The 19,404-nt window shown below is 70.7% G+C and carries 20 protein-coding genes; 11 read left to right on the top strand and 9 right to left on the bottom strand.

All coding sequences use genetic code 11. The features are described 5' to 3' along the window. The first annotated feature begins 159 nt into the window (after positions 1 to 159). Both ABGB12_RS13110 and ABGB12_RS13105 read left to right on the top strand, forming a co-directional pair. The gene (locus tag ABGB12_RS13110) at positions 160 to 1,188 is read left to right on the top strand and encodes a LacI family DNA-binding transcriptional regulator (protein ID WP_347677404.1); all 1,029 of its coding nucleotides are present in this window, start codon (positions 160 to 162) and stop codon (positions 1,186 to 1,188) included. 10 nt (positions 1,189 to 1,198) lie between these two features. Then, positions 1,199 to 1,639 (top strand): Lrp/AsnC family transcriptional regulator, encoded by a 441-nt coding sequence (locus ABGB12_RS13105; protein ID WP_347677402.1) that lies wholly within the window; start codon positions 1,199 to 1,201, stop codon positions 1,637 to 1,639. A gap of 16 nt (positions 1,640 to 1,655) precedes the next feature. Here the strand turns inward: ABGB12_RS13105 and ABGB12_RS13100 are convergent, their stop codons facing one another. Beyond that, positions 1,656 to 2,195 (bottom strand): DUF1707 and FHA domain-containing protein, encoded by a 540-nt coding sequence (locus ABGB12_RS13100; protein ID WP_347677400.1) that lies wholly within the window; start codon positions 2,193 to 2,195, stop codon positions 1,656 to 1,658. Positions 2,196 to 2,260: 65 nt separating this feature from the next. Further along, positions 2,261 to 3,466 (bottom strand): acyl-CoA dehydrogenase family protein, encoded by a 1,206-nt coding sequence (locus tag ABGB12_RS13095; protein ID WP_347677398.1) that lies wholly within the window; start codon positions 3,464 to 3,466, stop codon positions 2,261 to 2,263. Positions 3,467 to 3,566: 100 nt separating this feature from the next. Between ABGB12_RS13095 and ABGB12_RS13090 the strand changes: the two genes are divergently transcribed. The 8 genes from ABGB12_RS13090 (at position 3,567) to ABGB12_RS13055 (ending at position 12,266) form a co-directional block, all read left to right on the top strand. Then, the gene (locus ABGB12_RS13090; RefSeq protein WP_347677396.1) at positions 3,567 to 3,887 is read left to right on the top strand and encodes a MazG-like family protein; all 321 of its coding nucleotides are present in this window, start codon (positions 3,567 to 3,569) and stop codon (positions 3,885 to 3,887) included. 73 nt (positions 3,888 to 3,960) lie between these two features. Then, the gene (locus tag ABGB12_RS13085; RefSeq protein WP_347677394.1) at positions 3,961 to 5,307 is read left to right on the top strand and encodes a DUF2252 domain-containing protein; all 1,347 of its coding nucleotides are present in this window, start codon (positions 3,961 to 3,963) and stop codon (positions 5,305 to 5,307) included. 331 nt (positions 5,308 to 5,638) lie between these two features. Beyond that, the gene (locus tag ABGB12_RS13080) at positions 5,639 to 6,829 is read left to right on the top strand and encodes an ROK family transcriptional regulator (RefSeq protein WP_347677392.1); all 1,191 of its coding nucleotides are present in this window, start codon (positions 5,639 to 5,641) and stop codon (positions 6,827 to 6,829) included. A gap of 50 nt (positions 6,830 to 6,879) precedes the next feature. Further along, a complete protein-coding gene (ngcE, locus tag ABGB12_RS13075) occupies positions 6,880 to 8,328 on the top strand; it encodes an N-acetylglucosamine/diacetylchitobiose ABC transporter substrate-binding protein (RefSeq protein WP_347677390.1) in 1,449 nt (482 codons plus the stop codon). A 32-nt stretch (positions 8,329 to 8,360) separates the two neighbouring features. After that, positions 8,361 to 9,368 (top strand): sugar ABC transporter permease, encoded by a 1,008-nt coding sequence (locus ABGB12_RS13070; protein WP_347677388.1) that lies wholly within the window; start codon positions 8,361 to 8,363, stop codon positions 9,366 to 9,368. Positions 9,369 to 9,379: 11 nt separating this feature from the next. Beyond that, positions 9,380 to 10,282, top strand: coding sequence for a carbohydrate ABC transporter permease (locus tag ABGB12_RS13065; RefSeq protein WP_347677386.1), 903 nt, complete (start codon positions 9,380 to 9,382; stop codon positions 10,280 to 10,282). A 122-nt stretch (positions 10,283 to 10,404) separates the two neighbouring features. After that, the gene (locus ABGB12_RS13060; protein WP_347677384.1) at positions 10,405 to 10,806 is read left to right on the top strand and encodes a hypothetical protein; all 402 of its coding nucleotides are present in this window, start codon (positions 10,405 to 10,407) and stop codon (positions 10,804 to 10,806) included. A 107-nt stretch (positions 10,807 to 10,913) separates the two neighbouring features. Further along, entirely contained in the window at positions 10,914 to 12,266 is a 1,353-nt protein-coding gene (locus ABGB12_RS13055; protein ID WP_347677382.1) for a VCBS repeat-containing protein, read from the top strand. 141 nt (positions 12,267 to 12,407) lie between these two features. Here the strand turns inward: ABGB12_RS13055 and ABGB12_RS13050 are convergent, their stop codons facing one another. From ABGB12_RS13050 to lnt, 3 genes are all read right to left on the bottom strand, one after another. Next, a complete protein-coding gene (locus ABGB12_RS13050; protein ID WP_347677380.1) occupies positions 12,408 to 13,391 on the bottom strand; it encodes a hypothetical protein in 984 nt (327 codons plus the stop codon). 256 nt (positions 13,392 to 13,647) lie between these two features. Then, complete coding sequence (locus ABGB12_RS13045) at positions 13,648 to 14,379, bottom strand: polyprenol monophosphomannose synthase (protein ID WP_347677378.1); 732 nt, start codon at positions 14,377 to 14,379, stop codon at positions 13,648 to 13,650. Between the two features lies 1 nt (position 14,380). After that, positions 14,381 to 15,997 carry an apolipoprotein N-acyltransferase gene (gene lnt, locus ABGB12_RS13040; RefSeq protein WP_347677376.1) on the bottom strand — a complete coding sequence of 539 codons (1,617 nt, stop codon included), beginning with the start codon at positions 15,995 to 15,997 and terminating at the stop codon, positions 14,381 to 14,383. Positions 15,998 to 16,274: 277 nt separating this feature from the next. On the opposite strand from lnt, the gene ABGB12_RS13035 reads away from it, so the two are divergent. Then, complete coding sequence (locus ABGB12_RS13035; RefSeq protein WP_347677374.1) at positions 16,275 to 16,847, top strand: FxsA family protein; 573 nt, start codon at positions 16,275 to 16,277, stop codon at positions 16,845 to 16,847. Between the two features lie 77 nt (positions 16,848 to 16,924). Here the strand turns inward: ABGB12_RS13035 and ABGB12_RS13030 are convergent, their stop codons facing one another. The 4 genes from ABGB12_RS13030 to ABGB12_RS13015 all read right to left on the bottom strand — a co-directional run bounded on the left by ABGB12_RS13030 (position 16,925) and on the right by ABGB12_RS13015 (position 19,395). Beyond that, the gene (locus ABGB12_RS13030; protein ID WP_347677372.1) at positions 16,925 to 17,269 is read right to left on the bottom strand and encodes an RNA polymerase-binding protein RbpA; all 345 of its coding nucleotides are present in this window, start codon (positions 17,267 to 17,269) and stop codon (positions 16,925 to 16,927) included. Between the two features lie 121 nt (positions 17,270 to 17,390). After that, a complete protein-coding gene (locus tag ABGB12_RS13025) occupies positions 17,391 to 18,167 on the bottom strand; it encodes a glycerophosphodiester phosphodiesterase family protein (RefSeq protein ID WP_347677370.1) in 777 nt (258 codons plus the stop codon). 78 nt (positions 18,168 to 18,245) lie between these two features. Continuing rightward, the gene (locus ABGB12_RS13020) at positions 18,246 to 18,803 is read right to left on the bottom strand and encodes a TrmH family RNA methyltransferase (RefSeq protein WP_347677369.1); all 558 of its coding nucleotides are present in this window, start codon (positions 18,801 to 18,803) and stop codon (positions 18,246 to 18,248) included. Further along, positions 18,796 to 19,395, bottom strand: coding sequence for a methyltransferase (locus ABGB12_RS13015; protein ID WP_347677367.1), 600 nt, complete (start codon positions 19,393 to 19,395; stop codon positions 18,796 to 18,798). Before ABGB12_RS13015 ends, ABGB12_RS13020 begins: the two co-directional genes overlap by 8 nt. Positions 19,396 to 19,404: the final 9 nt, after the last annotated feature.

Below are 19,404 nucleotides of genomic sequence, written 5' to 3'. Positions count from 1 at the left end.
GCGCTACCACTGTCCGCTCAATGCCTACTGTGCAGCCTGTTGGCGTGACTTGTCCAGCCCCAGGGCGGGGGATCGCGAAGGTGCTCGGCGGCCGTCTAGAATGGAAACGTTTCCAAAACGGGTGGCGTGGCAGGATGCCCGCGACCGGGAGGAGGGCCGATGGGCGGGGTGACCATCAAGGACGTGGCGGCGGCCGCCGGCGTGGGGATCGCGACGGTCTCCCGGGTGCTGTCGGGCTCCGGTCCGGTCAGCGAGGCCACCAGGCAGCGCGTCCTGGCCGCCGCGAGCGCCCTGGAGTACCGCCCCAGCGCACTGGGGCGCGGTCTGAAGACCCGGCGCACCGGCGGCATGGGCCTGCTCGTCACCGACGCCGCCGACCCGTTCTGCGCCGAGTTGACCGCCGGGGTCCTGGCCTGCGCCCGCACCCAGGGCGCCCATGTCATCCTCGACGCCACCCGCGAGGACCCCGAAGCGGAGGCCGAGGCGCTCGAGCGACTCGCCGAGCAGCGGGTCGAGGGCGTCATCGCGATGCCCGTCCAGCGGGACCCGGCCGTCTGGCAGGCGCTCATCCGGCTCGGCCTGTCCGTGGTCTTCGTCGGGCGCACGGTACCGGGCCTGCCCGCGGTGCCCGGCGTCCTGGCCGACGAGGCCGGGGGAGTGCGCTCGGTGGTGGAGTACCTGGCGGGCCTGGGCCACCGCCGCATCGGCTTCCTGGGCGGACGGGCCGCGGACGGCCTCGCCCAGCGCGAGGAGGCCTTCCGCGCCGCCCTCGCCGACCTCGGGATCGCCACCGAGGAGGACCTCTTCGCCCGGGCCAGGCCGACCGCGGACAGCGCCTACGCCGCCGCCGCGAGCCTCTTCCAGCGCCGCCCCGACCTCACCGCCGTCGTCGCCGGCGGCCACAGGCTCGGCGAGGCCGCGGTGCTGGCGGCCCGCGAGCTGACCCTTCGCGTCCCCGCCGACGTCTCCATCGCCATCGTCGAGGACGTGCCCTGGTCGGAGCTGTGCGACCCGCCGCTGACCGCCGTGGCCCACCCTGCCCGCGACATGGGGTACCGGGCCTGCGAACTGCTGCTGCGCGCTCCGTCCCGCGCGCCGGGCCGTCCGGTGGTACTGGCGACGGAGCTCATGGTGCGGGCAAGTTGCGGTCCTATTACCGGTTCTCCGCGAACAGGGCGCTCACGGTAGATTTCTCCCTGTGGAGGACACAGACCGCCAGATCCTGCTCCTGCTGGCCCGGGACGGGCGCATGAGCTTCACCGACCTGGCGAAGGAGACCGGCCTTTCGGTGTCCGCCGTGCACCAGCGCGTACGGCGGCTGGAGAAGCGCGGCGCGATCAAGGGGTTCAGCGCGCAGCTGGACCCCGAGCAGATCGGGCTGCCGCTGACCGCTTTCATCTCGATCAAACCGATCGATCCCGCCGCACCGGACGACGCCCCCGAACGGCTGGCGCACCTGGAGGAGATCGAGGCCTGCCACTCGGTGGCGGGCGAGGAGAACTACATCCTCAAGGTCCGGGTCGGCAAGCCCAGCGACCTGGAGGAGCTCCTCCAGCGCATCCGCTCGGCCGCCAACGTCAACACCCGCACCACGATCGTGCTGAGCACGCCCTACGAGGGCCGTCCGCCCAAGCTCTGAGGCCGTGAGGCGGCCCTCAGGGGGCTGCCGCCACGAACGTGCAGTCGCCGAAGGCGACCTGGTCGCCGGGGCGGATCACGGCGGGTCCGGTCAGCCTATGGCCGTTGACCTTGGTGCCGTTCATCGAGCCCAGGTCGCTGAGCATCCAGCCGTCCTCGCACACCTGGATCTCGGCGTGGAACCGGGAGACCGTCAGATCGGTGAGCACGAACTGGCAGCCGGGCGCCCGCCCCACCAGCACGCGCGGCTGCTGCCGCGGCGGCAGCAGGAACCGCGGCAGGCGGGGGGCGCGCCAGGCCGACTCCAGGCGCGAGGTCGCCGCGGAGAGCGAGGAGACCGCCCCGGCGACCCGCCGGATCAGCCTGCCGCGCGGCGGCAGGTCCCGCAGGAGGTCCTGCAGTTCGGCCTCGTTGCGGGCGCGCAGCGCCTGCCCCACGCGGTACTCGTAGGTCTCCGGGGACATCCGGCCTTCGACGACCCGATCGCGCAGCTCCTCGATGATCCGATCGCGCTGCGCGTCGGAGGCCCGTACCGGGAATGCGGGCGGTCCGTCCATAGACGTGAGTATTCAGATCAACTTGATCCATGTCCAGCGGAAGGGCCCGCCCGCGCCGCCGTCCGTCAGCGGTTGAGGAGATCCCGGGCGATGTGGGTGATCTGGAGCTCGTCGGTGCCGGCGTAGATCTGGAAGACCTTGGCGTCACGGGCGAGCTGCTCCACGCGGAACTCCGACATGTAGCCGTTGCCGCCGAACAGCTGGACGGCCTCCATGGAGACCTCGGCGGCGGCCTGGGCGGAGTACAGCTTCATCGCGCTGGCCTCGGCCAGGGTCATGCTGCGGCCGGTCTTCTGCATCTCGATGTAGCGGAACACCAGGTTCTGCACGTTGAGGCGGGCGACCTCCATCTTGGCCAGCTTGAGCTGGATGAGCTGGTAGTCGCCGATCGGCTTGCCCCAGGCGATCCGGGACTTGGCGTAGTCGATCGACAGGCGCAGGCACTCCTCGATGACGCCCAGCGCCATCGCCGCCACGCCCGAGCGCTCGGCGGTGAAGTTCTGCTTGGCCGACTCCTTGCCGCTGCCGCCGCCCGACAGCAGCCGGTCCGGGCCGACCCGGACGTCCTGCAGGAAGAGCTCGCCGGTGGGGGAGGAGTGGCAGCCCATCTTGCGCAGCGGCTTGCTCTGCTCCAGGCCCGGCATGCCGCTGTCGAGGACGAAGCACAGGATCTCGCGCTCGCGCACGGGGCGGCCGTCGTCGAGCTTGGCGTAGAAGACGATCGTGTCGGCGTTGGGGCCGTTGGTGATGAAGGTCTTGTTGCCGTTGAGGATCCAGCCGTCGCCGTCGGCCTTGGCCGAGGCCTTCATTCCGCCGAAGGCGTCGGAGCCGGAGTCCGGCTCGGTGATCGCCCACGCGCCGACCTTCTCGAAGGTCAGCAGGTCGCGGCCCCAGCGTTCCTTCTGCTCGGTCGTGCCGCGCTTCATGATGGTGCCGGCGGCCAGGCCGAGCGACACGCCCATCGCGGTGACCAGGCCGGGGGCGACCTTGCACAGCTCGATGATGGGCAGCATGGACATGGCCGCGTTGGCGTCGCCCTTGCCCTCCTTCTTGGGCTTGGGCGCCTCGCCGGCCTTCTCCCGGGCGATGGCCTTGTCGAACTGGGAGGCGGCCAGGTCGGCCATGCCGAAGGTCTTGTACAGGCTGCGGATGATCCCGTAGGGCAGCAGCTCCCCGGAGTCCAGCTCGTCCAGGTGCGGGCGCACCTCCTTGGTGATCCAGTCGCGCACCGCGTCGCGGATCATCAGATCTTCCTCGGACCACTCGATCATCTGCTCGCCCTCCGGGGCCTCAGGGGATAATGCCAGGCCCCATTAGATAGCAGACCAGGAAGTACTCGCTTACCCGCAGGGCGGGGCTAAGGTCTCCTCCATGACCGACTTCGATCCCTGGCCCAGCGTCCGGAGGTTCTCCGCCCATCTGGACGAGGTCAACGGAACCTCCGAGCACGAGCTGGCGCTGCGCCTGATGAAGCTCTCCGAGGAGGTCGGCGAGGTCACCGAGGCCTACATCGGCATGGTCGGGCAGAACCCCCGCAAGGGCGTCACCCACACCAGGGAGGACGTCGCCGAGGAGCTGTGCGACGTGGTGATCACCGCGATGATCGCCCTGTGCTCCTTCAGCCCCGATCCCGAGCTCGCGCTGCGATCCAAGATCGAGAAGGTGGACGCCCGCTATCTGGACGCCTCCTGAACAGGAGTTCGTCTGACGCAGGTCACCTGGAAGCGGGATGATCGAGGCAAAGCTTGAAAGGAACCCCGATCATATGACCGACCTTGTGGCAGCTCTCCGGGAGAAGGACGCCAAGGAGCGCCAGACCCAGCTCGTGGACGTGCTGGTGGAGGCGTTCGCCCCGCTGATGGAACGCAGCCCCGCCGAGTTCCGGCGCCGGTTCCGGAAGATGGCCTCCGACCCCTTCGCCTTCTACCGGGGCAGCGCGCCGATCTTCTACGCCGACGTCGTCCACGACACCGACCCCTGGGCCGACGAGCGCACCGGCCGGGTCTGGATCCAGGGCGACCTGCACGCGCAGAACTTCGGCACCTACATGAGCGACAACGGGGTGTTCGTCTTCGACGTCAACGACTTCGACGAGGCCTACGTCGGGCACTTCACCTGGGACGTCAAACGGCTGGTGGCCAGCGTCGCGCTCATGGCCTGGACCAAGGCGATCTCCGACGCCGACATCACCCGCATGATCGAGTCCTATGTGCGGGCCTACGTCGACCAGGTGCGCTTCTACGTGCACTCGGAGCCCGACGAGACCTGGGCGCTGACCCTCGACACCGCCACCGGCCACGTCCGGGACGTCCTGATCGAGGCGCTGTCGTCCACCCGTGTGGAGCTGCTGTCGGCCCTGACCGTCGTCGACCAGCACGAGCGCCGAATGCGGCGCGGGCCCGGCATCCGGGAACTGGACGACGCCGAGCGGGCCGAGGTCGAGGCCGCCTACGCGCGGTACCTGGAGACCATCCCGCAGGAGAAGCGGTTCTCCGGCAGCCTCAGCTACAAGATCAAGGACGTGGTGGGCGCCTCCGGGTTCGGCATCGGCTCGGCCGGCCTGACCGCCTACAACATCCTCGTGGAGGGCCACAGCCAGGCCCTGGAGAACGACGTCATCCTGTCGGTCAAGCAGGGCAACGTCGCCGCGCCGTCCCGGGTGGTCGCCGATCCCGAGATCGCCTCCTACTTCCGCCACCACGGCCACCGCACCGCCGTCTCCCGGCGGGCGCTGCAGGCCAACGCCGACCCGTGGCTGGGCCACGCGGAGATCGACGGCGTGGGCTTCGTGGTGCAGGAGCTCTCGCCCTACGAGGCGGACCTGGACTGGTCGGGGATGACCGAGCCCGACGAGATGATCACCCTGCTGGCCGACCTGGGCCGGGCCACCGCGAAGATCCACTGCGTCTCCGACGGCGACTCCGACCACACCCTGGTGCCGTTCCAGGTGGAGGACGCCATCGACGCGGTGATCGGTCCGGACGAGTCGGACTTCGTCGCCGCCATGGTCGCGTTCGGGCACGGGTACGCCGCCGTGGTCCGCGAGGACCACAGGCTCTTCGTCGACGCCTTCCGTGAGGGGCTCATCCCGGGGCTCCAGCCGTCGGAGTGAGTCGCCGGATCGGCCCTGAGTAAGGAACATCCCCGAACCGAATCCGCATCCCGCAGGCGTCCTCCGACGCCGTCGAAGGCCCCGCTCGCCCGGCGAGCGGGGCCTTCTCCCTGTCCGGGCCCGGCCGCCGCCCCGCTCGTTTCAGGGTTCGCGCGGGCAGGAAGAGAACCCTCGGGCCCTCCTCGGGGAGGGCGATCACAGATTGGTTGCGAAGCGGTGGGTTCGTCCGGAGCGGGGTTGACGTGACCCTCCCCACATCCTTACTTTCCCATTCATTAGGACAGTTTCCTAATAATTATCTCGTCCGGAACGAGCAATCGAGAGGGTGGTCATGGCGGAGCACATCCCGGGCACCCCTCAGCTGCTGAGAGCCATCAACGACCGGGCCGCGCTGCGCGCCCTGCTGGAGCACGGCCCGCTGACCCGGCCGGAACTGGGCGACCTCATCGGGCTGTCCAAGCCCACCGCATCCCAGCTGCTCACCCGGCTGCGCGAGGCGGGCCTGGTCGTCCTGCACGGAAGGCGCGGCGGCAGCCTGGGAAGGACCGCAGAGGAGTACGCCATCAACCCGCGGGCGGCGTTCGTCTGCGGGCTGGACATCACCCCCGGCCGCATCCAGACCGTGGTGGCCGACCTGGCCGGCGGGATCGCCGGGGAGTACCGGCTGCCCGCGCCCTCCCGGTCCGGCGCCAAGGCCGCGAAGGAGATCTGCAACGCGGTCGCCGGAGCCTGCGGCGCCGCCGGGATCGTCTCGGCCGAACTGTCCCGGATCGTGGTCGGCGTCCAGGGCGTGGTCGACCCGGCCACCGGACGCCTGAACTACTCGCGGCACCTGCCCGGCTGGCACTTCACCGACCTGGCAGGCGACGTCGAGGCCGAGGTCGGCACCCGGATCGAGATAGAGAACGACGTCAACCTCGCCGCGCTGGCCGAGGCCGCGCACGGCGCCGCCCAGGGCTACGAGAACTTCGTGGTGCTCTGGGTGGGCGCGGGCATCGGCATGGCGCTGGTCCTGGGCGGCAGGCTGCACCGGGGCGCCGGCGGCGGGGCCGGTGAAGTCGGCTACCTGCCGGTCCCCGGCGCGCTCACCGCCCGCGAGACCGGCCGGTTCGCCGACCACGGACTGCAGGCCCTGGCGGGCGGCCCGGCGGTGCGGACGGTCCTGCGCTCCCACGGCTTCCGCGGAGCGAACGCCGCGGCCGCGGTCCGCGCCGCCGCGTCGAAGACCGCCGAACCCGCGGCCCGGGACGCCCTGCGCGACGTGGCGATCCGCGTCGCCACCGGCGTGGCCGCGGTGACCTCCGTCCTGGATCCCGAACTCGTCGTCCTCACCGGCGACATCATGCTCGCGGGAGGAGAACCCCTGCGCGAGCTGATCGAACACGAGGTCCACCGCATGACGATCCCGCGACCGCCGCTGCGGCTGTCGGCGATCGAAGGCAACCCCGTCCTCACCGGGGCCGTGGAACACGGCCTGGAACTCACCCGAGAAGAGCTCTTCGGCTCCATGGTGCCCCCCTGACCGGGCGGTCCCGACCCCTGAAGAAAACCCTCATCCCAAGGAGTGTTCACATGGCCCAGCAGGACCCGCGGGGGACCGCAGGAATGGACCGGCGCGACATCCTCAGGCGCCTCGGCCTCGCCGCCGCCGCCGTTCCCGGCCTGAGCCTGCTCAGCGCCTGCGCCACCAGCGGCGGCAGCGACGAGACCACCGGCAACGACGTCACCGGCGAGGACGCCGCGAACCCCTTCGGCGTGGACGGCGCCAAGCCGCTCAGCGTCGTGATCTTCAAGGGCGGCCTGGGTGACGACTACGCCACCCAGGTCCACGAGCCGATGTACGTGAAGGCCTTCCCGAACGCGAAGATCGCCCACGAGGGCATCGTCGAGATCAACAAGACGCTGCAGCCGCGCTTCTCCAGCGGGAGCAACGTCCCCGACGTCGTCGCCAACGCGGGCTCGGACCTGATGGACAGCGGCGCCCTCGCCGAGGCCGGCCACCTGCAGGACCTCACCGCGCTGTGGGACGCCCCCTCCCTGGACGACCCGAAGAAGAAGGTCCGCGAGACCGTCCTGGCCTCGGCCCCCGCCACCGGAGAGGTCCTCGGCAAGCCCCTCCTGATGCCGTACGTGTCCTCCACCTACGGCCTGTGGTACGACTCGGAGCTGTTCGCGGCCAACGGCTGGACCCCGCCCAGGACGTTCGACGAGTTCAAGACCCTCGCCGAGCAGATCAAGGCCAAGGGCATCACCCCCTTCGCCTACGCGGGCAAGAACGCCTCCTACTACGCCTACTGGATGATCCTCATCTCCGCCGCGAAGGTCGGCGGCAACGAGGTGCTCATCGCCATCGACAACCTCGAGGACGGCGCCTGGCAGAACGACGCGGTCAAGCAGGCGGCCGCGGCCTGGGCGGAGATCAACGCGAAGTACTCCGACAAATCCTTCGAGGGCCTCATCCACACCGAGGTCCAGACCGAGCAGAACAAGGGAAAGATCGCCTTCTACCCGTCCGGCTCCTGGCTGGAGAACGAGCAGGCCAAGTCCACCCCCGCCTCCTTCAAGTACGCGATCGCCCCGACCCCGTCGGTCACCGCCGCCGACAAGATGCCCTACGAGGCGCTGCGCGTCGCGGCGGGCGAGTTCTACTTCGTCTCGGCCAAGGGCGCCAACCCGCAGGGCGGCCTGGAGTACTTCCGCATCATGCTCTCGAAGGCCGGCGCGAAGGGCTTCACCGAGAAGTCCGGCTCCCTGACCATCGTCAAGGACGCCACCGACGGCCTGACCATGTCCCCGGGCCTGTCCTCGGTCGCCGCCGCGCAGAAGGCCGCCGGTGACAATATCGTCACCAACAGCCTCTTCGAGAACTGGTACAAGGAACTCGAGACCGAGCTGCGCCGGCAGACCAACAACCTGATGTTCGGCCGCATCGACGCCCAGAAGTTCTGCGACGCGATGCAGAAGGCCGCGGACAAGGCGAAGAAGAACGCGGGCGACGACATCCAGAAGCGGACCGTCTGACCTTCGCCCGGCGACACCGGAGGCACCTGGCCATGCGGCAGGGCAGTGACATCGAGATCAGCGAAGCGCCGGGCCTCGGACCGGCGCCTGAGAAGAGAAGCCCGCGGAAGGGCCGGCTCCTCGGCGGCCGGAAACGCCGCAGCCAGTACCCGTTCATCATCGGATTCCTGGCGGCGCCCGTCCTCCTGTACGCGGTCTTCGTGATCGGCCCCTATCTCCAGGCCTTCCAGATCGCGCTGACCGACTGGCGGGGGCTCAAGACCCCCGACTACATCGGGTTCGACAATTTCAAGGCCCTGCTCGAGGACGACGCCTTCATCTCGGCGTTGTGGCACCACCTGTGGATCCTGATCGCCCTGCCGTCGGCCACCCTCGCCATCGCCCTGTTCTTCTCCTTCCTGCTGAACGTCGGCGGGAAGGGGAAGGGCGGGGGCGCCGGCGGGGTCAGAGGCTCGGCCTTCTACAAGGTGGTCTTCTTCCTGCCGCAGGTGCTGGCCGTCGCGATCGTCGGCGTCCTGTTCCAGTCGGTCTACCGGCCGACCTCCAGCGGCATGGTCAACGGTCTGCTGGACGAGGTCGGCATCGCCCCCGTGCAGTGGCTGAACGACCCGGACCTGGCCCTGTGGTCGATCATCGCGGTGGTGGTCTGGCAGAGCGTCGGCTTCTACGTCGTGCTCTTCTCGGCCGGAATGGCCTCCATCCCCAGGGAGCTCTTCGAGGCGGCCGCCCTGGACGGGGCGGGGCGGTTCACCCTCTTCTTCCGCGTCACGCTCCCGCTGCTGTGGGACAGCCTGCAGGTCGGCTGGGTCTACCTGGGCATCATCGCGTTCGACATGTTCGCGATCGTGCAGGTGCTCTCGGTGGACCGCGGCGGACCGGACAACTCCACCACCGTCGTGGCGCTGGAGATCTACCGGAACGCCTTCACCTACTCGAAGTTCGGCTACGCCTCGGCGATGGGCGTGGTGCTGTTCTTCATGACCATCACCTTCGCGGCGCTCACCCTGCGGGTCACCCGCCGCGAGCGCGTCGAGTTCTAAAGGCGGCGACGATGACGACTGAGACCGCAGGCAAGACCGCGGCGGCCCGTCCGGCCCGCGCCGCGGCCCGTCCCGGCCGCCGGGCCGTCACCGGCGCGTTCACCGGCCTGTCCCATCTGGCGCTGGCGGTCTGGGCGCTGCTGGTGATCGTCCCGCTGGTCTGGACGTTCGTGGCGGCCTTCAAGACCAACGACGAGATCTTCGGCGACGCCTGGACGCTGCCGCAGACCTGGCACCTGGACGCCTGGACGCGGGCCTGGGGCAAGGCCGACATCGGGCGGTACCTCCTCAACACCGTCCTGGTGGTCGGCGCGAGCACCTTCCTGACCATGCTCCTGGGCTCGATGGCCGCCTACGTCCTGTCCCGTTACACCTTCCGCGGCAACAGGCTGATCTACCTGATGTTCGTGTCGGGCATGACCTTCCCGGTCTTCCTGGCGCTGGTCCCGCTGTTCAAGGTGGTCCAGAACCTCGGGATGCTCAACACCTTCCACGGCCTGATCCTGGTGTACGTCGCCTACTCGCTGCCGTTCACCGTCTTCTTCCTGTCGGCGTTCTTCAGGACGCTGCCGACCTCGGTCGCCGAGGCGGCGTTCATCGACGGCTGCGGCAACACCCGCACGTTCTTCCAGATCATGCTGCCGATGGCGAGGCCGGGCCTGGTCTCCATCACGATCTTCAACGTGATCGGCCAGTGGAACCAGTACCTGCTGCCGCTGGTCCTCATGCCCGCCGACCAGGACAAGTGGATGCTCACCCAGGGCATCGCCAACATCAGCACCAGCGCCGGCTACGAGGCCGACTGGCCTGGCCTGATGGCCGCGCTGAGCATGGCGATCGTCCCGGTCGTCATCGTCTACGTGATCTTCCAGCGGCAGATCCAGGCGGGCCTGACCGCCGGCGCCGTCAAGTAGCGGCGGAACGCCACGGCCGCCGAGCCTGCCAGGGGAACGGCGGCCCTTCGCCCATGCGTCCGACCTGTGAAGCGCGGGCCCCGCACCGTTCCGACCCGCCACAATGGCGGAAGGAGGCCCCCATGAATCAACCGGACCTCGAACCCGGCGACGAAGTTCTCGTCAGCCTCGTCGGGCTCGTCGCGGCCGGCCAGTTCGAGTGCTCCGCCGACCGCCACAAGCCCGGCTTGTTGGCTTGGGCACGATGGTTGCGCAGCGTGGACGACGCCGAGCTCGAGCGCGAGACGAGGGCTGCGATCTACGACTCGGCGTCCGTCAACGGCTTCCAGGGGAACTGGAACCACGAGCACTTCAAAGCCTCTGCCTGCTGGCACGAAGCCCGGCGGCGGCACATCGCCGCCGGTCACTCCGAGGACTGCCGGGCGCGAACGATCTACGGGCGGGCCCACTCGCGGCTGATGCGCGACCACGGCTACGCGCCGGCCGCGGCGGGGCGGTGCCGGTGCGAGGTGACCGATGGCTGACGCTCTCGCCCGCCGACCGGCTGTTACCGCAAGAGAAACGCTATTCCGCATGATGGAACATGTGGTATTCAGGGGCGAGTTCTCCCATCCCCATGGAGGTGGCGCCCATGCGCCCTGTTCGCCGTCTCGCCCTGCCGCTCGCGGTGGGGCTCGCCTGCGGTGCGGCACTCCCGGCCTCGGCCGGAGGATCCCGCGCGGCCCTCAAGCCCACCGACCCGCCCAAGCCCGCCTCCTTCACCCGGCACGTGGTGGACGGAGCCCTCCAGGGCGCGGCCTTCTCCGTCGCCTCGGACGTGTCCGGCGACCGCCGCCCCGAGATCGTCGCCACGGGCTTCGGCACGATCGTGCCCGGAGGCCCCGCCCCGTTCGGAGAGATGGCCGTCTACAAGATCGGCCGTGACATCGACACCTGGGGCAAGGAGCGCGTCTTCGGCCCCGAGGCGGGCATCGCCTACCCGAACGAACCCGCCGTCGCCGACTTCGACCGCGACGGCGACGCCGACATCGCCGTCCCCGGAGGCTTCTTCCAGTGCGCGCCCGCCCTGTGCGGCTCGCTCACCTGGTGGGAGCAGACCCGCAAGGACTGGAAGCGGCACGACCTCGTCTCCCCCGGCACGCAGCCGCTCTTCTACCACGGCGCGGTGCCCGTGGACTTCGACCGCGACGGACGGCTCGACCTCGTCACGATCGGCGAGTCCTTCCCGGCCCCGGTGGCGATGATGGAGGGCCGGGCCCCCGCCAACGCCTGGGTGCAGGTGTTCAGGGGCAAGCGCGGAGGAGGCTTCGCCGCCGAGCCCGTCACCCTCGGCCCGGGCGGCGGCGCCCTTCCCGAGGTCGCCGACGTCGACCGCGACGGCGACCTCGACGTCGCCAGCGCCCAGTACTTCCAGACCGGCGCCTCCTACGTCTGGCTGGAGAACCTCGGCCGCGGGAAGTACACGACGCACACGATCGACACGACCCAGGGCCGGTCCATCCAGATCAAGCTGGTCCGCAACCTCCGGGGCGACCGCAAGAACGTGTGGGTGGCCTCCAACCACACCAACACCGCGTTCCCGCCCGGCTCCTCGGATCCGGCGTCCCAGGTCGTCACCTACGCGGTGCCGAAGGACCCGCGCCAAGCCTGGACGCCGACCGCGATCTCCGAGGGCATCACCGCCCGGCCCCGGCCGGGCCAGGCCGCCCCCGGTGTCATCGGGGACGGCGACATCGACGGGGACGGCGACATCGACATCGCGGTCTCCGGCGACGGCGACCCGCGCCTGTTCTGGCTGGAGCAGCGCGGCGACGGCTCCTTCACCACGCACGTCCTGGCCGAGGGCCACGGCCAGGCCGGCGGCGCGATCGTCGCAGACCTCGACCGGGACCGCCGCAACGACCTGGCCTTCTCGGTGTACGAACTGAACTCCGTCGTGGTGTTCACCCGCTCGGGCGGCGGGAGGTTCCCCGCCCGGGGCTGATCCGGCCGCGCCGCCGCCCCCGGGACTCCGGGGGCGGCGGCGCTCGCGGAAAGCGTCAGGGTTCGGTCGTAATGCGACTAGCGCAGGCCTGCGGCGGGCTTGAAGGAGGAGGCCCGCCTGGGGCGGGCCTCCTCGTGGGGATCAGCTGTTGGGGATGACGGCGGCGAGGGGGAGGGTGCCGCCGACGAGGGAGTAGGTGGTGGCGCCGCAGGTGGCCAGGGTGTCGGAGTCGGTGCAGTAGTGGGTGGTGGTGTGGGCGCCGGTGGCGAGGTCCTTGGCCCAGGTGGAGGCGAAGTCACGCAAGCGGGCGGTGTTGGTGGTGGTGGGGGAGCAGCCGGCTGCGAGGGTGCCGAGCCAGTTGGTGTTCTCGCCCTCGACGTCCACGTGGCAGCTGGCGCCGGTGCCGGAGGTGCCGGAGTAACCGGTCCACAGGAGCTGGATGCCGACGAAGCCGGCACCGAGGGAGGCGAGGGCCCCGAAGGAGTTGTTGGAGCTGTTGATGGTGGCGGGGCGGGCGGCGATGCTGAGCACGGGGCGGGTGGCGCCGTTGGAGATCGCCTGGAGGTTGGTGGTGAAGCTGCTGTTGGCCGCGACCGGATCGAAGAGGATGGCGCCCTTGAAGGCGGCGTAACCGTTGTCGGCCAGGCGCTTGCCCACGGCCGAGGCGAAGTGGCCGCCGGCGGAGTGGCCGCCGACGATGTAGTTCACGGGTAGGGCATGGCCGCTGGGCGGGGTGATGGTGCGGGCCGAGAGGGCGTCCCCGACGGTGGCGGCGAGGGTCGGGTTGCCGCCTGTCATGCTCGCGTTGATGCACAGGACCGCAACGCCCTTCTCGGCGATGGCCTTGCTGGTCCCGCGCAGGTTGCCGCAGCCGCGGCTGAAGCCGTGCTCGGCGAGCATGAGCGCGGTCGGCGTGGTGTTGGGGAAGTACCAGTCGGTGCTGTAGGACGTGCCGCCGATGCTGATCGACTGGTTGACGCAGGTGCTGGTGGCGGAGGAGTAGTTCGAGCAGGAAGTCGCGGCGTGCGCGGCCGGCACACCGACGACGGATCCCACGAGGGACCCCACGGCGGCGACGAGGGTGGCGACGATGCGGCGGGGCCGCCTGTTGAAGATGACCTTCACTGTCTCTCCCGGGGTGTAGGAGACCATGACCGGTGCGCCCGGCGGATGGGTGATCCGGGGGCACGCGGTCTCCTTAATGGAAACCGCGTTTCGCACAGTAGGACAAAATGCCGCCCCATGGTCTGGCCGGAAACGGTCGCCGATCATGGTTTGAGCGCGCCGGGACCCGCAGACGGCGTCGGTCTCGGCGACATCAAGGCGTTCGCCATGGACCGCACCCTCGCGCGCGGCACTTCGCCATACGTGCCGGCGGGACTCAGCGGCGCAGAGCGCGCAGCCTGTCCCGGATCCCCCACCGGGCGACCCTGATCATCGACTCGACGATGACGTCCTGGCTCATCTTGCTGGAGCCGTGCATGCGCTCGACGAAGGTGATGGGCACCTCGACCACGCGCAGGCCCGCCCGCAGGGAGCGCAGGGCCAGATCGATCTGAAAGCAGTAGCCGCGGGAGTCGACCCCCTGGAGGTCGAGCTTCTCCAGGGTCTCGCGGCGGAAGGCCCGGTAGCCGCCCGTGGCGTCGTGCAGCGGGATGCCGAGCATCAGCCGGGCGTAGACGTTGGCGCCGCGGGAGAGCGCCTCGCGGTGTCTGGGCCAGTTCTCCACCCGCCCGCCGGGCACCCACCGGGCCCCGATCACCAGGTCGGCCCCGGTCAGGGCCGACAATAGCGAGGGCAGCTGCTCGGGCTGGTGGGAGCCGTCGGCGTCCATCTCGACCATGACGTCGAACCCGCGGTCGAGGGCCCAGGCGAAACCGGCGAGGTAGGCGGCGCCGAGCCCGTTCTTGGCGGTGCGGTGCAGCACGTGGACCCGCTCGTCGGACGCGGCCAGCTCGTCGGCGAGCTTCCCGGTGCCGTCGGGGCTGTTGTCGTCGACCACCAGGACTTCCGCGGAGGGGGCCGCGGCGCGGACCCGGGAGACGACCAGGGGAAGGTTCTGGCGCTCGTTGAAGGTCGGAATGATCACGACGACGGAGTCCAGGGAGTTCATCTCAGCCCTCCAGGGTGTCCGGGGCGGCACGCCGTCGGGCCTGTACCGCGACCCCTATGCCGATGATGCCCACCAGCGCCAGAAGCCATTCGGGGAGCCCTCCGAGGCGATCACTGATCGTGGCGGAGGTGCGGACCGGCACCGAGGCGACCTGGATGTCGGGGGTGAACTCGCGGGACTGCTTGACCAGCCGCCCGTCGGGGGCGACGATCGCGCTGATCCCGCTGGTGGCCGCGACCAGGACGGGGCGGTCGTGCTCCACGGCGCGCAGCCGGGACATGGCCAGCTGCTGCCAGGGGAGGCTGGTGCGCCCGTAGGTGGCGTTGTTGGTCTGGACGACCAGGATCCCGCTGCCGTTCGCGGCGTCCCGGACGATGCCGTCGTAGGCCACCTCGAAGCAGATCACGTCGCCGACGACGGCCGGGCCGAGCCGCAGCCGGTTGTCCTGCGTGCCGCGCGCGAAGTCGCGGGAGACGCGCTCGAGCCGGGAGACGGCCGCGGTCAGGAGATCGCGGAAGGGGACGTACTCCCCGAAGGGCACGGGATGCCGCTTGGTGTAATAGTCGCCGGGGCCGTTCTCCGGGTCCCAGACGATGCCCCGGTTCTCCACCTCCTCGCCGTCCGGCGTGAGGGTCAGCGCGCCCACCAGGACGGGCACGCCCACGTCCTTGACCGCCTCGTCGATCACCTCGTAGGCCTCGGCGTCGCGGTACGGGTCCAGGTCGCTGGAGTTCTCCGGCCAGACCACGAGGTCGGGTCTGGGCACCTGCCCCGCCCTGACCTGGGCGGCAAGCTCCCTGGTCCGCGCCACATGGTTGTTCAGGACGGCCTGGCGCTGGCCCAGGAAGTCCATGCCGGAACGCGGCACGTTTCCCTGGATCACCGCCACGACCGCCTCCTTCTCGCCCGTGCGGGTGCTTCCCTGGCCCGTGGGGACCAGCACCCCGGCCAGCGGGACGGCCAGAGCTCCGGCCAGGCCGAGGGCGGTGGCCCGTCGGCGGTGCTGCAGGATCGCGTAGGCGAGCAGGGTGCCGATCAGCGCGGTGGCGAAGCTCGTCAGCGGGGCGCCGCCGAGCGCGGCGTAGGCGGTCAGCGGGGTGTCGGTCTGGGAGAAGGCCAGCCGGGCCCAGGGGAAGCCGCCCAGCGGGAACCTGCCGCGCACGAACTCCTGGGTCACCCACAGCGCGGCGATCCAGAGCGGCCACGACCGGGTGCGGGAGACCAGGGCCATCGCGGCGGCCATCGGCGCGAAGTAGACGGCCTCGGTGAGGCTCAGGCCCAGCCAGGCGTCGGTCCCGATGGGCCGCAGCCCCGGCAGGATCGGGACGAAGAAGAAGAGCCCGCAGACCAGGCCGGCGAGTGCGGCCGACCAGGCGCCCAGGCCGCGCAGCGCCAGGGTGAGCAGAGCCACTCCCACAGGGGCCAGCGGCCACAGGCCGGAGGCGCTGCCCTCGTCGGGGCCCAGCACGTTCGGGGGGAAGGCCAGGTACATGATCAGGCCCGCGACCGCCGCGGCCGCGACGCGAAGCAGCCGACGGGGGCGCCTCGCAGGGGCCTGGGGGGAGGATGAGGCGGGATCGGTGCCCTCGACGGGCGTATCCGCCGCCGTGTCCTGCATCAAACGTCTCTCCAGCCGTCCACCCGGATTCATCCGATGGTGAGACGTTACCGGTAACCGGGAGGGGCCCGGACACCCGTCGGGCCGGGCGCGTACCCACAGGCGGTGAGAACAGAGCGTCCGTTGTCTATAGGGTGCCCGGGCCCAGTTGATCCGGTGCTAGACCAGACGGCCAAACCTATCGGAACATGAGGCTTTGTCAACAGAGGCCGGGAAAGCGGAGGAGAGCCCGGTCAAGGACGATCGAGCGGGTCACCGGATCGGCGATGATGGAGGTATGCGCCCGCTGGTTCCTCTCGTCCTTTTGGCCCTGCCCGTGCTGGAGATCATGGTGATGATCCAGGTGGGGCGGATGATCGGCGGCTGGGGCGTGGCGCTGCTGCTGCTCGCCCAGGCGCTGCTGGGCTCCTGGATCGTCAAGCACGAGGGACGCCGGGCCTGGCGGCGGCTGAACGAGGCCCTGGCCTCGGGGCGGACGCCCGAGCGCGGTTCGGCCGACGCCGCGCTGATCCTGCTGGGCGGGGTGCTGCTGGCACTCCCCGGCTTCCTGACCGACCTTCCGGCGCTGGCGCTGCTGTTGCCCTTCACCCGTCCGCTGGTGCGCGGGCGGGTGCTGGCCTGGGCGGAACGCCGGGCGTCGGGCGCCGGCCTGTCCCCGACCGGCTTTCCCGGAGGGTCCTTCGGCCCGTTCGCCGAGCACCCGCAGCGGCCCGGAGCGGCAAGGCGGGAGGACGCGTCGGGCCCCGGCGTGATCAGAGGAGAGGTCATCAAGGACGGCGGCGAGGACGGCGGGAACACGGGAGGCCACGCGGAGGGCGACGGCCGGGAGGGGCGGCGGCTGGAGCCCTGAGAGGGGCGCCGGCGGGACGGGAGACGACGAGGGGCGGGAAAGAGCCTCCGAAAGGCCCTTCCCGCCCCACTCGCGTGTCAGGCGCTCTTGCGCCGTCCCGCACGAAGGATCGCGAGGCGTTCGGCGAGCACCTCCTCGAGATCCTCGATGGAACGCCGCTCCAGCAGCATGTCCCAGTGGGTACGCGGGGGCTTTCCCTTCTTGGCCACCGGTACCTCGCCGTCCATCAGCAGGGCGGGGACGCCGCAGCTCCTGCAGTCCCACGTCATCGGCACCTCCACCTCGGTGGCGAGGGTGACGGTGAACTGGTGGCCCTTCGGGCAGGTGTAAGACACCTCCTGGCGGGGCGCCAGATCGGTGTTCCGGTCGTTCTCATAGCTCGTCGCCCCGAGCCTCGTGCCGCGAAGTGCGCGCTCTGCCATCGAAAAACGCCTCCCAGACGGCTTGCGGTCCTGATTTGACCAACGCTGGATCTCGTCACAAGATTCCCGCCTGGAAGCGCTTCCAACCCTGCGAGTTGACGGCGCGTCCGAGCGTGTCCGGTCAGCGGACGGCGGCCTGCCACAGGCCGCGTCCGGCCATCACGTCGCGCAGCCCCTCCAGGTCGTCGGTCATGATCCCGTCGACCCCGGCGTCCAGCAGCCGCTCCATGGTGGGGAGGTCGTTGACCGTCCAGGCGTGCACCACCAGGCCGAGGGAATGGGCCTGGGCGATGTAGGAGGCGGTGGCGAAGGGCAGCGGGCCCAGGCTGTGCGGGATCTGGGCGCAGGCGACGCCCGCGGCGGCGGCCCGGGCCGCCGCGCCGCCGAGCCGGACCGCGGCCACCCCGCGGGGGCCCAGCGCGGTGCAGACCGGCTCCGTGGTGAACAGCGCGGCCCTGACCCGCAGCCGGGCCAGCCGCCGGGTGGAGAACGAGGTGATGCACACCCTGTCCCAGGCCCTGGTGCGGTGCAGCACCCGCACCAGGGGGCCGATCGCCGGCTCGTCCTTGATGTCGATGTTGAACCGGGTGTCGGGGAAGCTGCCCAGCATCTCCTCGATCAGCGGGATCGGCTCGGTGCCGGCGACCCGCGCGGTGCTCACCTTCCGGTAGGGCAGCCGGGCGATCGGGCCGCGCCGGTCGGTGACCCGGCCGAGGTGGGGGTCGTGGAAGGCCAGCAGGACGCCGTCCGCGGTGGCCTGGGCGTCGGTCTCGATGTAGCGGTAACCCAGGTCGACCGCCCGCTGGAAGGCGGCCATGGTGTTCTCGGGCGCGCCCAGGGCGCCGCCCCGGTGGGCGAAGGCCAGAGGACCGTCGTGGTCGAGGAACGTGTACCGCACCCTACCCAGTATGGGCCAGCCGGAGAGGAGAGCGCGGGATCCGCGGGAAGGTGTGATCCCGGTCGCGCCCAGGGGGGGTCAGCCCTGGGCGGCCCATTCCCTGCGGCGGATCTCGGCCAGCGCCACGGCCGTGGCCACCGCGACGTTGAGCGAGCCGACCCGGCCGGTCTGCGGGATGTAGGCGACGGCGTCGCAGGCCGCCAGCAGGGCGGGGGAGCAGCCGTGGTCCTCGCCGCCGACGGCCAGGCAGACGTCGCCCTCCAGGGGCGCCTCGTGCAGCGGCACGGCGTCGGTGGTCAGCTCCAGCGCGACGACCCTGAACCCCTCCTTGCGGGCCTGCCGGACCGCCTCGGCGGGCGGGCCCGCGTGGCTCCAGGGCACCAGCCGGTCGGTGCCCAGCGCGGTCTTCTGGGCGTTGGGGTGGGTCGGCTCGGTGGCGTTGCCCGCCAGCCACAGGTGGTCGACGCCGAACACCGCCGAGGTGCGGAAGATCGAGCCGATGTTGAAGGGCTGGGTGACCGACTCCACCAGCAGCCCGAGCCGTCCGGTGGTGTTGCGCCGCCAGGTGCGGTTGAGCCGCTTGACGTCGGTGGGCCGCAGCTGCCTGCGGGCGGCGGAGTGGGCGGGCTCAGACACGGGCCTGGACCTCCAGGATGCGATAGGACGAACGGGAGGCCAGCCGGGTGGCGGGCAGGCCGGAGGCGGTGAGCCAGCGTTGCAGGGAGTCGCTGCCCAGGTGCTTCTGGACGACGAGGTGGGCGAGCCCGCCGGGCTCGAGCCGGGGCAGCCAGGCCAGCAGCAGCTCGTGCAGGGCCTGCTTACCGATGCGGATCGGGGGATTGGACCAGATCGCCGCGAAGGTCGTCTCGGCCGGGATCTCGTCGGCCGTCACGAACCTCACATTGTCCAGGCCCGCGCTCCGGGCGTTCCGCCTGGCCAGCTCCAGCGCGCGCAGGTTCACGTCCACTCCGTAGACGGTCGCCTCCGGCGCCCGGCTGGCGAGGGTCAGCGCGATCGGCCCGTACCCGCACCCCAGGTCCAGCAGGTTCCCGTGCTCGGGCGGCGCGGGGACGCTGTCCAGCAGGATCCGCGTCCCCGCGTCGATCCGGTCGGGGGAGAACATCCCCCGGTCGGTCTCCAGCCGCAGGTGCAGGTCGCGCAGCACCAGGTCGACCGTCCCCGGCTTGCTGACGGCCCCGGGTTCGGCCGAGAAGTAGTGATCCCCCACGGCCATTCA

It is taken from the genome of Actinocorallia sp. B10E7 (genome assembly GCF_039871655.1).
Taxonomy (GTDB): domain Bacteria; phylum Actinomycetota; class Actinomycetes; order Streptosporangiales; family Streptosporangiaceae; genus Actinocorallia.
This window is presented reverse-complemented; position numbering and strand designations above follow the sequence as displayed.

What these genes read in the sequence shown, in the direction of transcription:
- ABGB12_RS13110 (WP_347677404.1), top strand. Translation starts at nt 160, where the DNA reads ATGGGCGGGGTGACCATCAAGGACGTGGCGGCGGCCGCCGGCGTGGGG.
- ABGB12_RS13100 (WP_347677400.1), bottom strand. Translation starts at nt 2,195, where the DNA reads ATGGACGGACCGCCCGCATTCCCGGTACGGGCCTCCGACGCGCAGCGC.
- ABGB12_RS13095 (WP_347677398.1), bottom strand. Translation starts at nt 3,466, where the DNA reads ATGATCGAGTGGTCCGAGGAAGATCTGATGATCCGCGACGCGGTGCGC.
- ABGB12_RS13090 (WP_347677396.1), top strand. Translation starts at nt 3,567, where the DNA reads ATGACCGACTTCGATCCCTGGCCCAGCGTCCGGAGGTTCTCCGCCCAT.
- ABGB12_RS13085 (WP_347677394.1), top strand. Translation starts at nt 3,961, where the DNA reads ATGACCGACCTTGTGGCAGCTCTCCGGGAGAAGGACGCCAAGGAGCGC.
- ABGB12_RS13080 (WP_347677392.1), top strand. Translation starts at nt 5,639, where the DNA reads ATGGCGGAGCACATCCCGGGCACCCCTCAGCTGCTGAGAGCCATCAAC.
- ngcE (WP_347677390.1), top strand. Translation starts at nt 6,880, where the DNA reads ATGGCCCAGCAGGACCCGCGGGGGACCGCAGGAATGGACCGGCGCGAC.
- ABGB12_RS13070 (WP_347677388.1), top strand. Translation starts at nt 8,361, where the DNA reads ATGCGGCAGGGCAGTGACATCGAGATCAGCGAAGCGCCGGGCCTCGGA.
- ABGB12_RS13065 (WP_347677386.1), top strand. Translation starts at nt 9,380, where the DNA reads ATGACGACTGAGACCGCAGGCAAGACCGCGGCGGCCCGTCCGGCCCGC.
- ABGB12_RS13060 (WP_347677384.1), top strand. Translation starts at nt 10,405, where the DNA reads ATGAATCAACCGGACCTCGAACCCGGCGACGAAGTTCTCGTCAGCCTC.
- ABGB12_RS13055 (WP_347677382.1), top strand. Translation starts at nt 10,914, where the DNA reads ATGCGCCCTGTTCGCCGTCTCGCCCTGCCGCTCGCGGTGGGGCTCGCC.
- ABGB12_RS13045 (WP_347677378.1), bottom strand. Translation starts at nt 14,379, where the DNA reads ATGAACTCCCTGGACTCCGTCGTCGTGATCATTCCGACCTTCAACGAG.
- lnt (WP_347677376.1), bottom strand. Translation starts at nt 15,997, where the DNA reads ATGCAGGACACGGCGGCGGATACGCCCGTCGAGGGCACCGATCCCGCC.
- ABGB12_RS13035 (WP_347677374.1), top strand. Translation starts at nt 16,275, where the DNA reads ATGCGCCCGCTGGTTCCTCTCGTCCTTTTGGCCCTGCCCGTGCTGGAG.
- ABGB12_RS13030 (WP_347677372.1), bottom strand. Translation starts at nt 17,269, where the DNA reads ATGGCAGAGCGCGCACTTCGCGGCACGAGGCTCGGGGCGACGAGCTAT.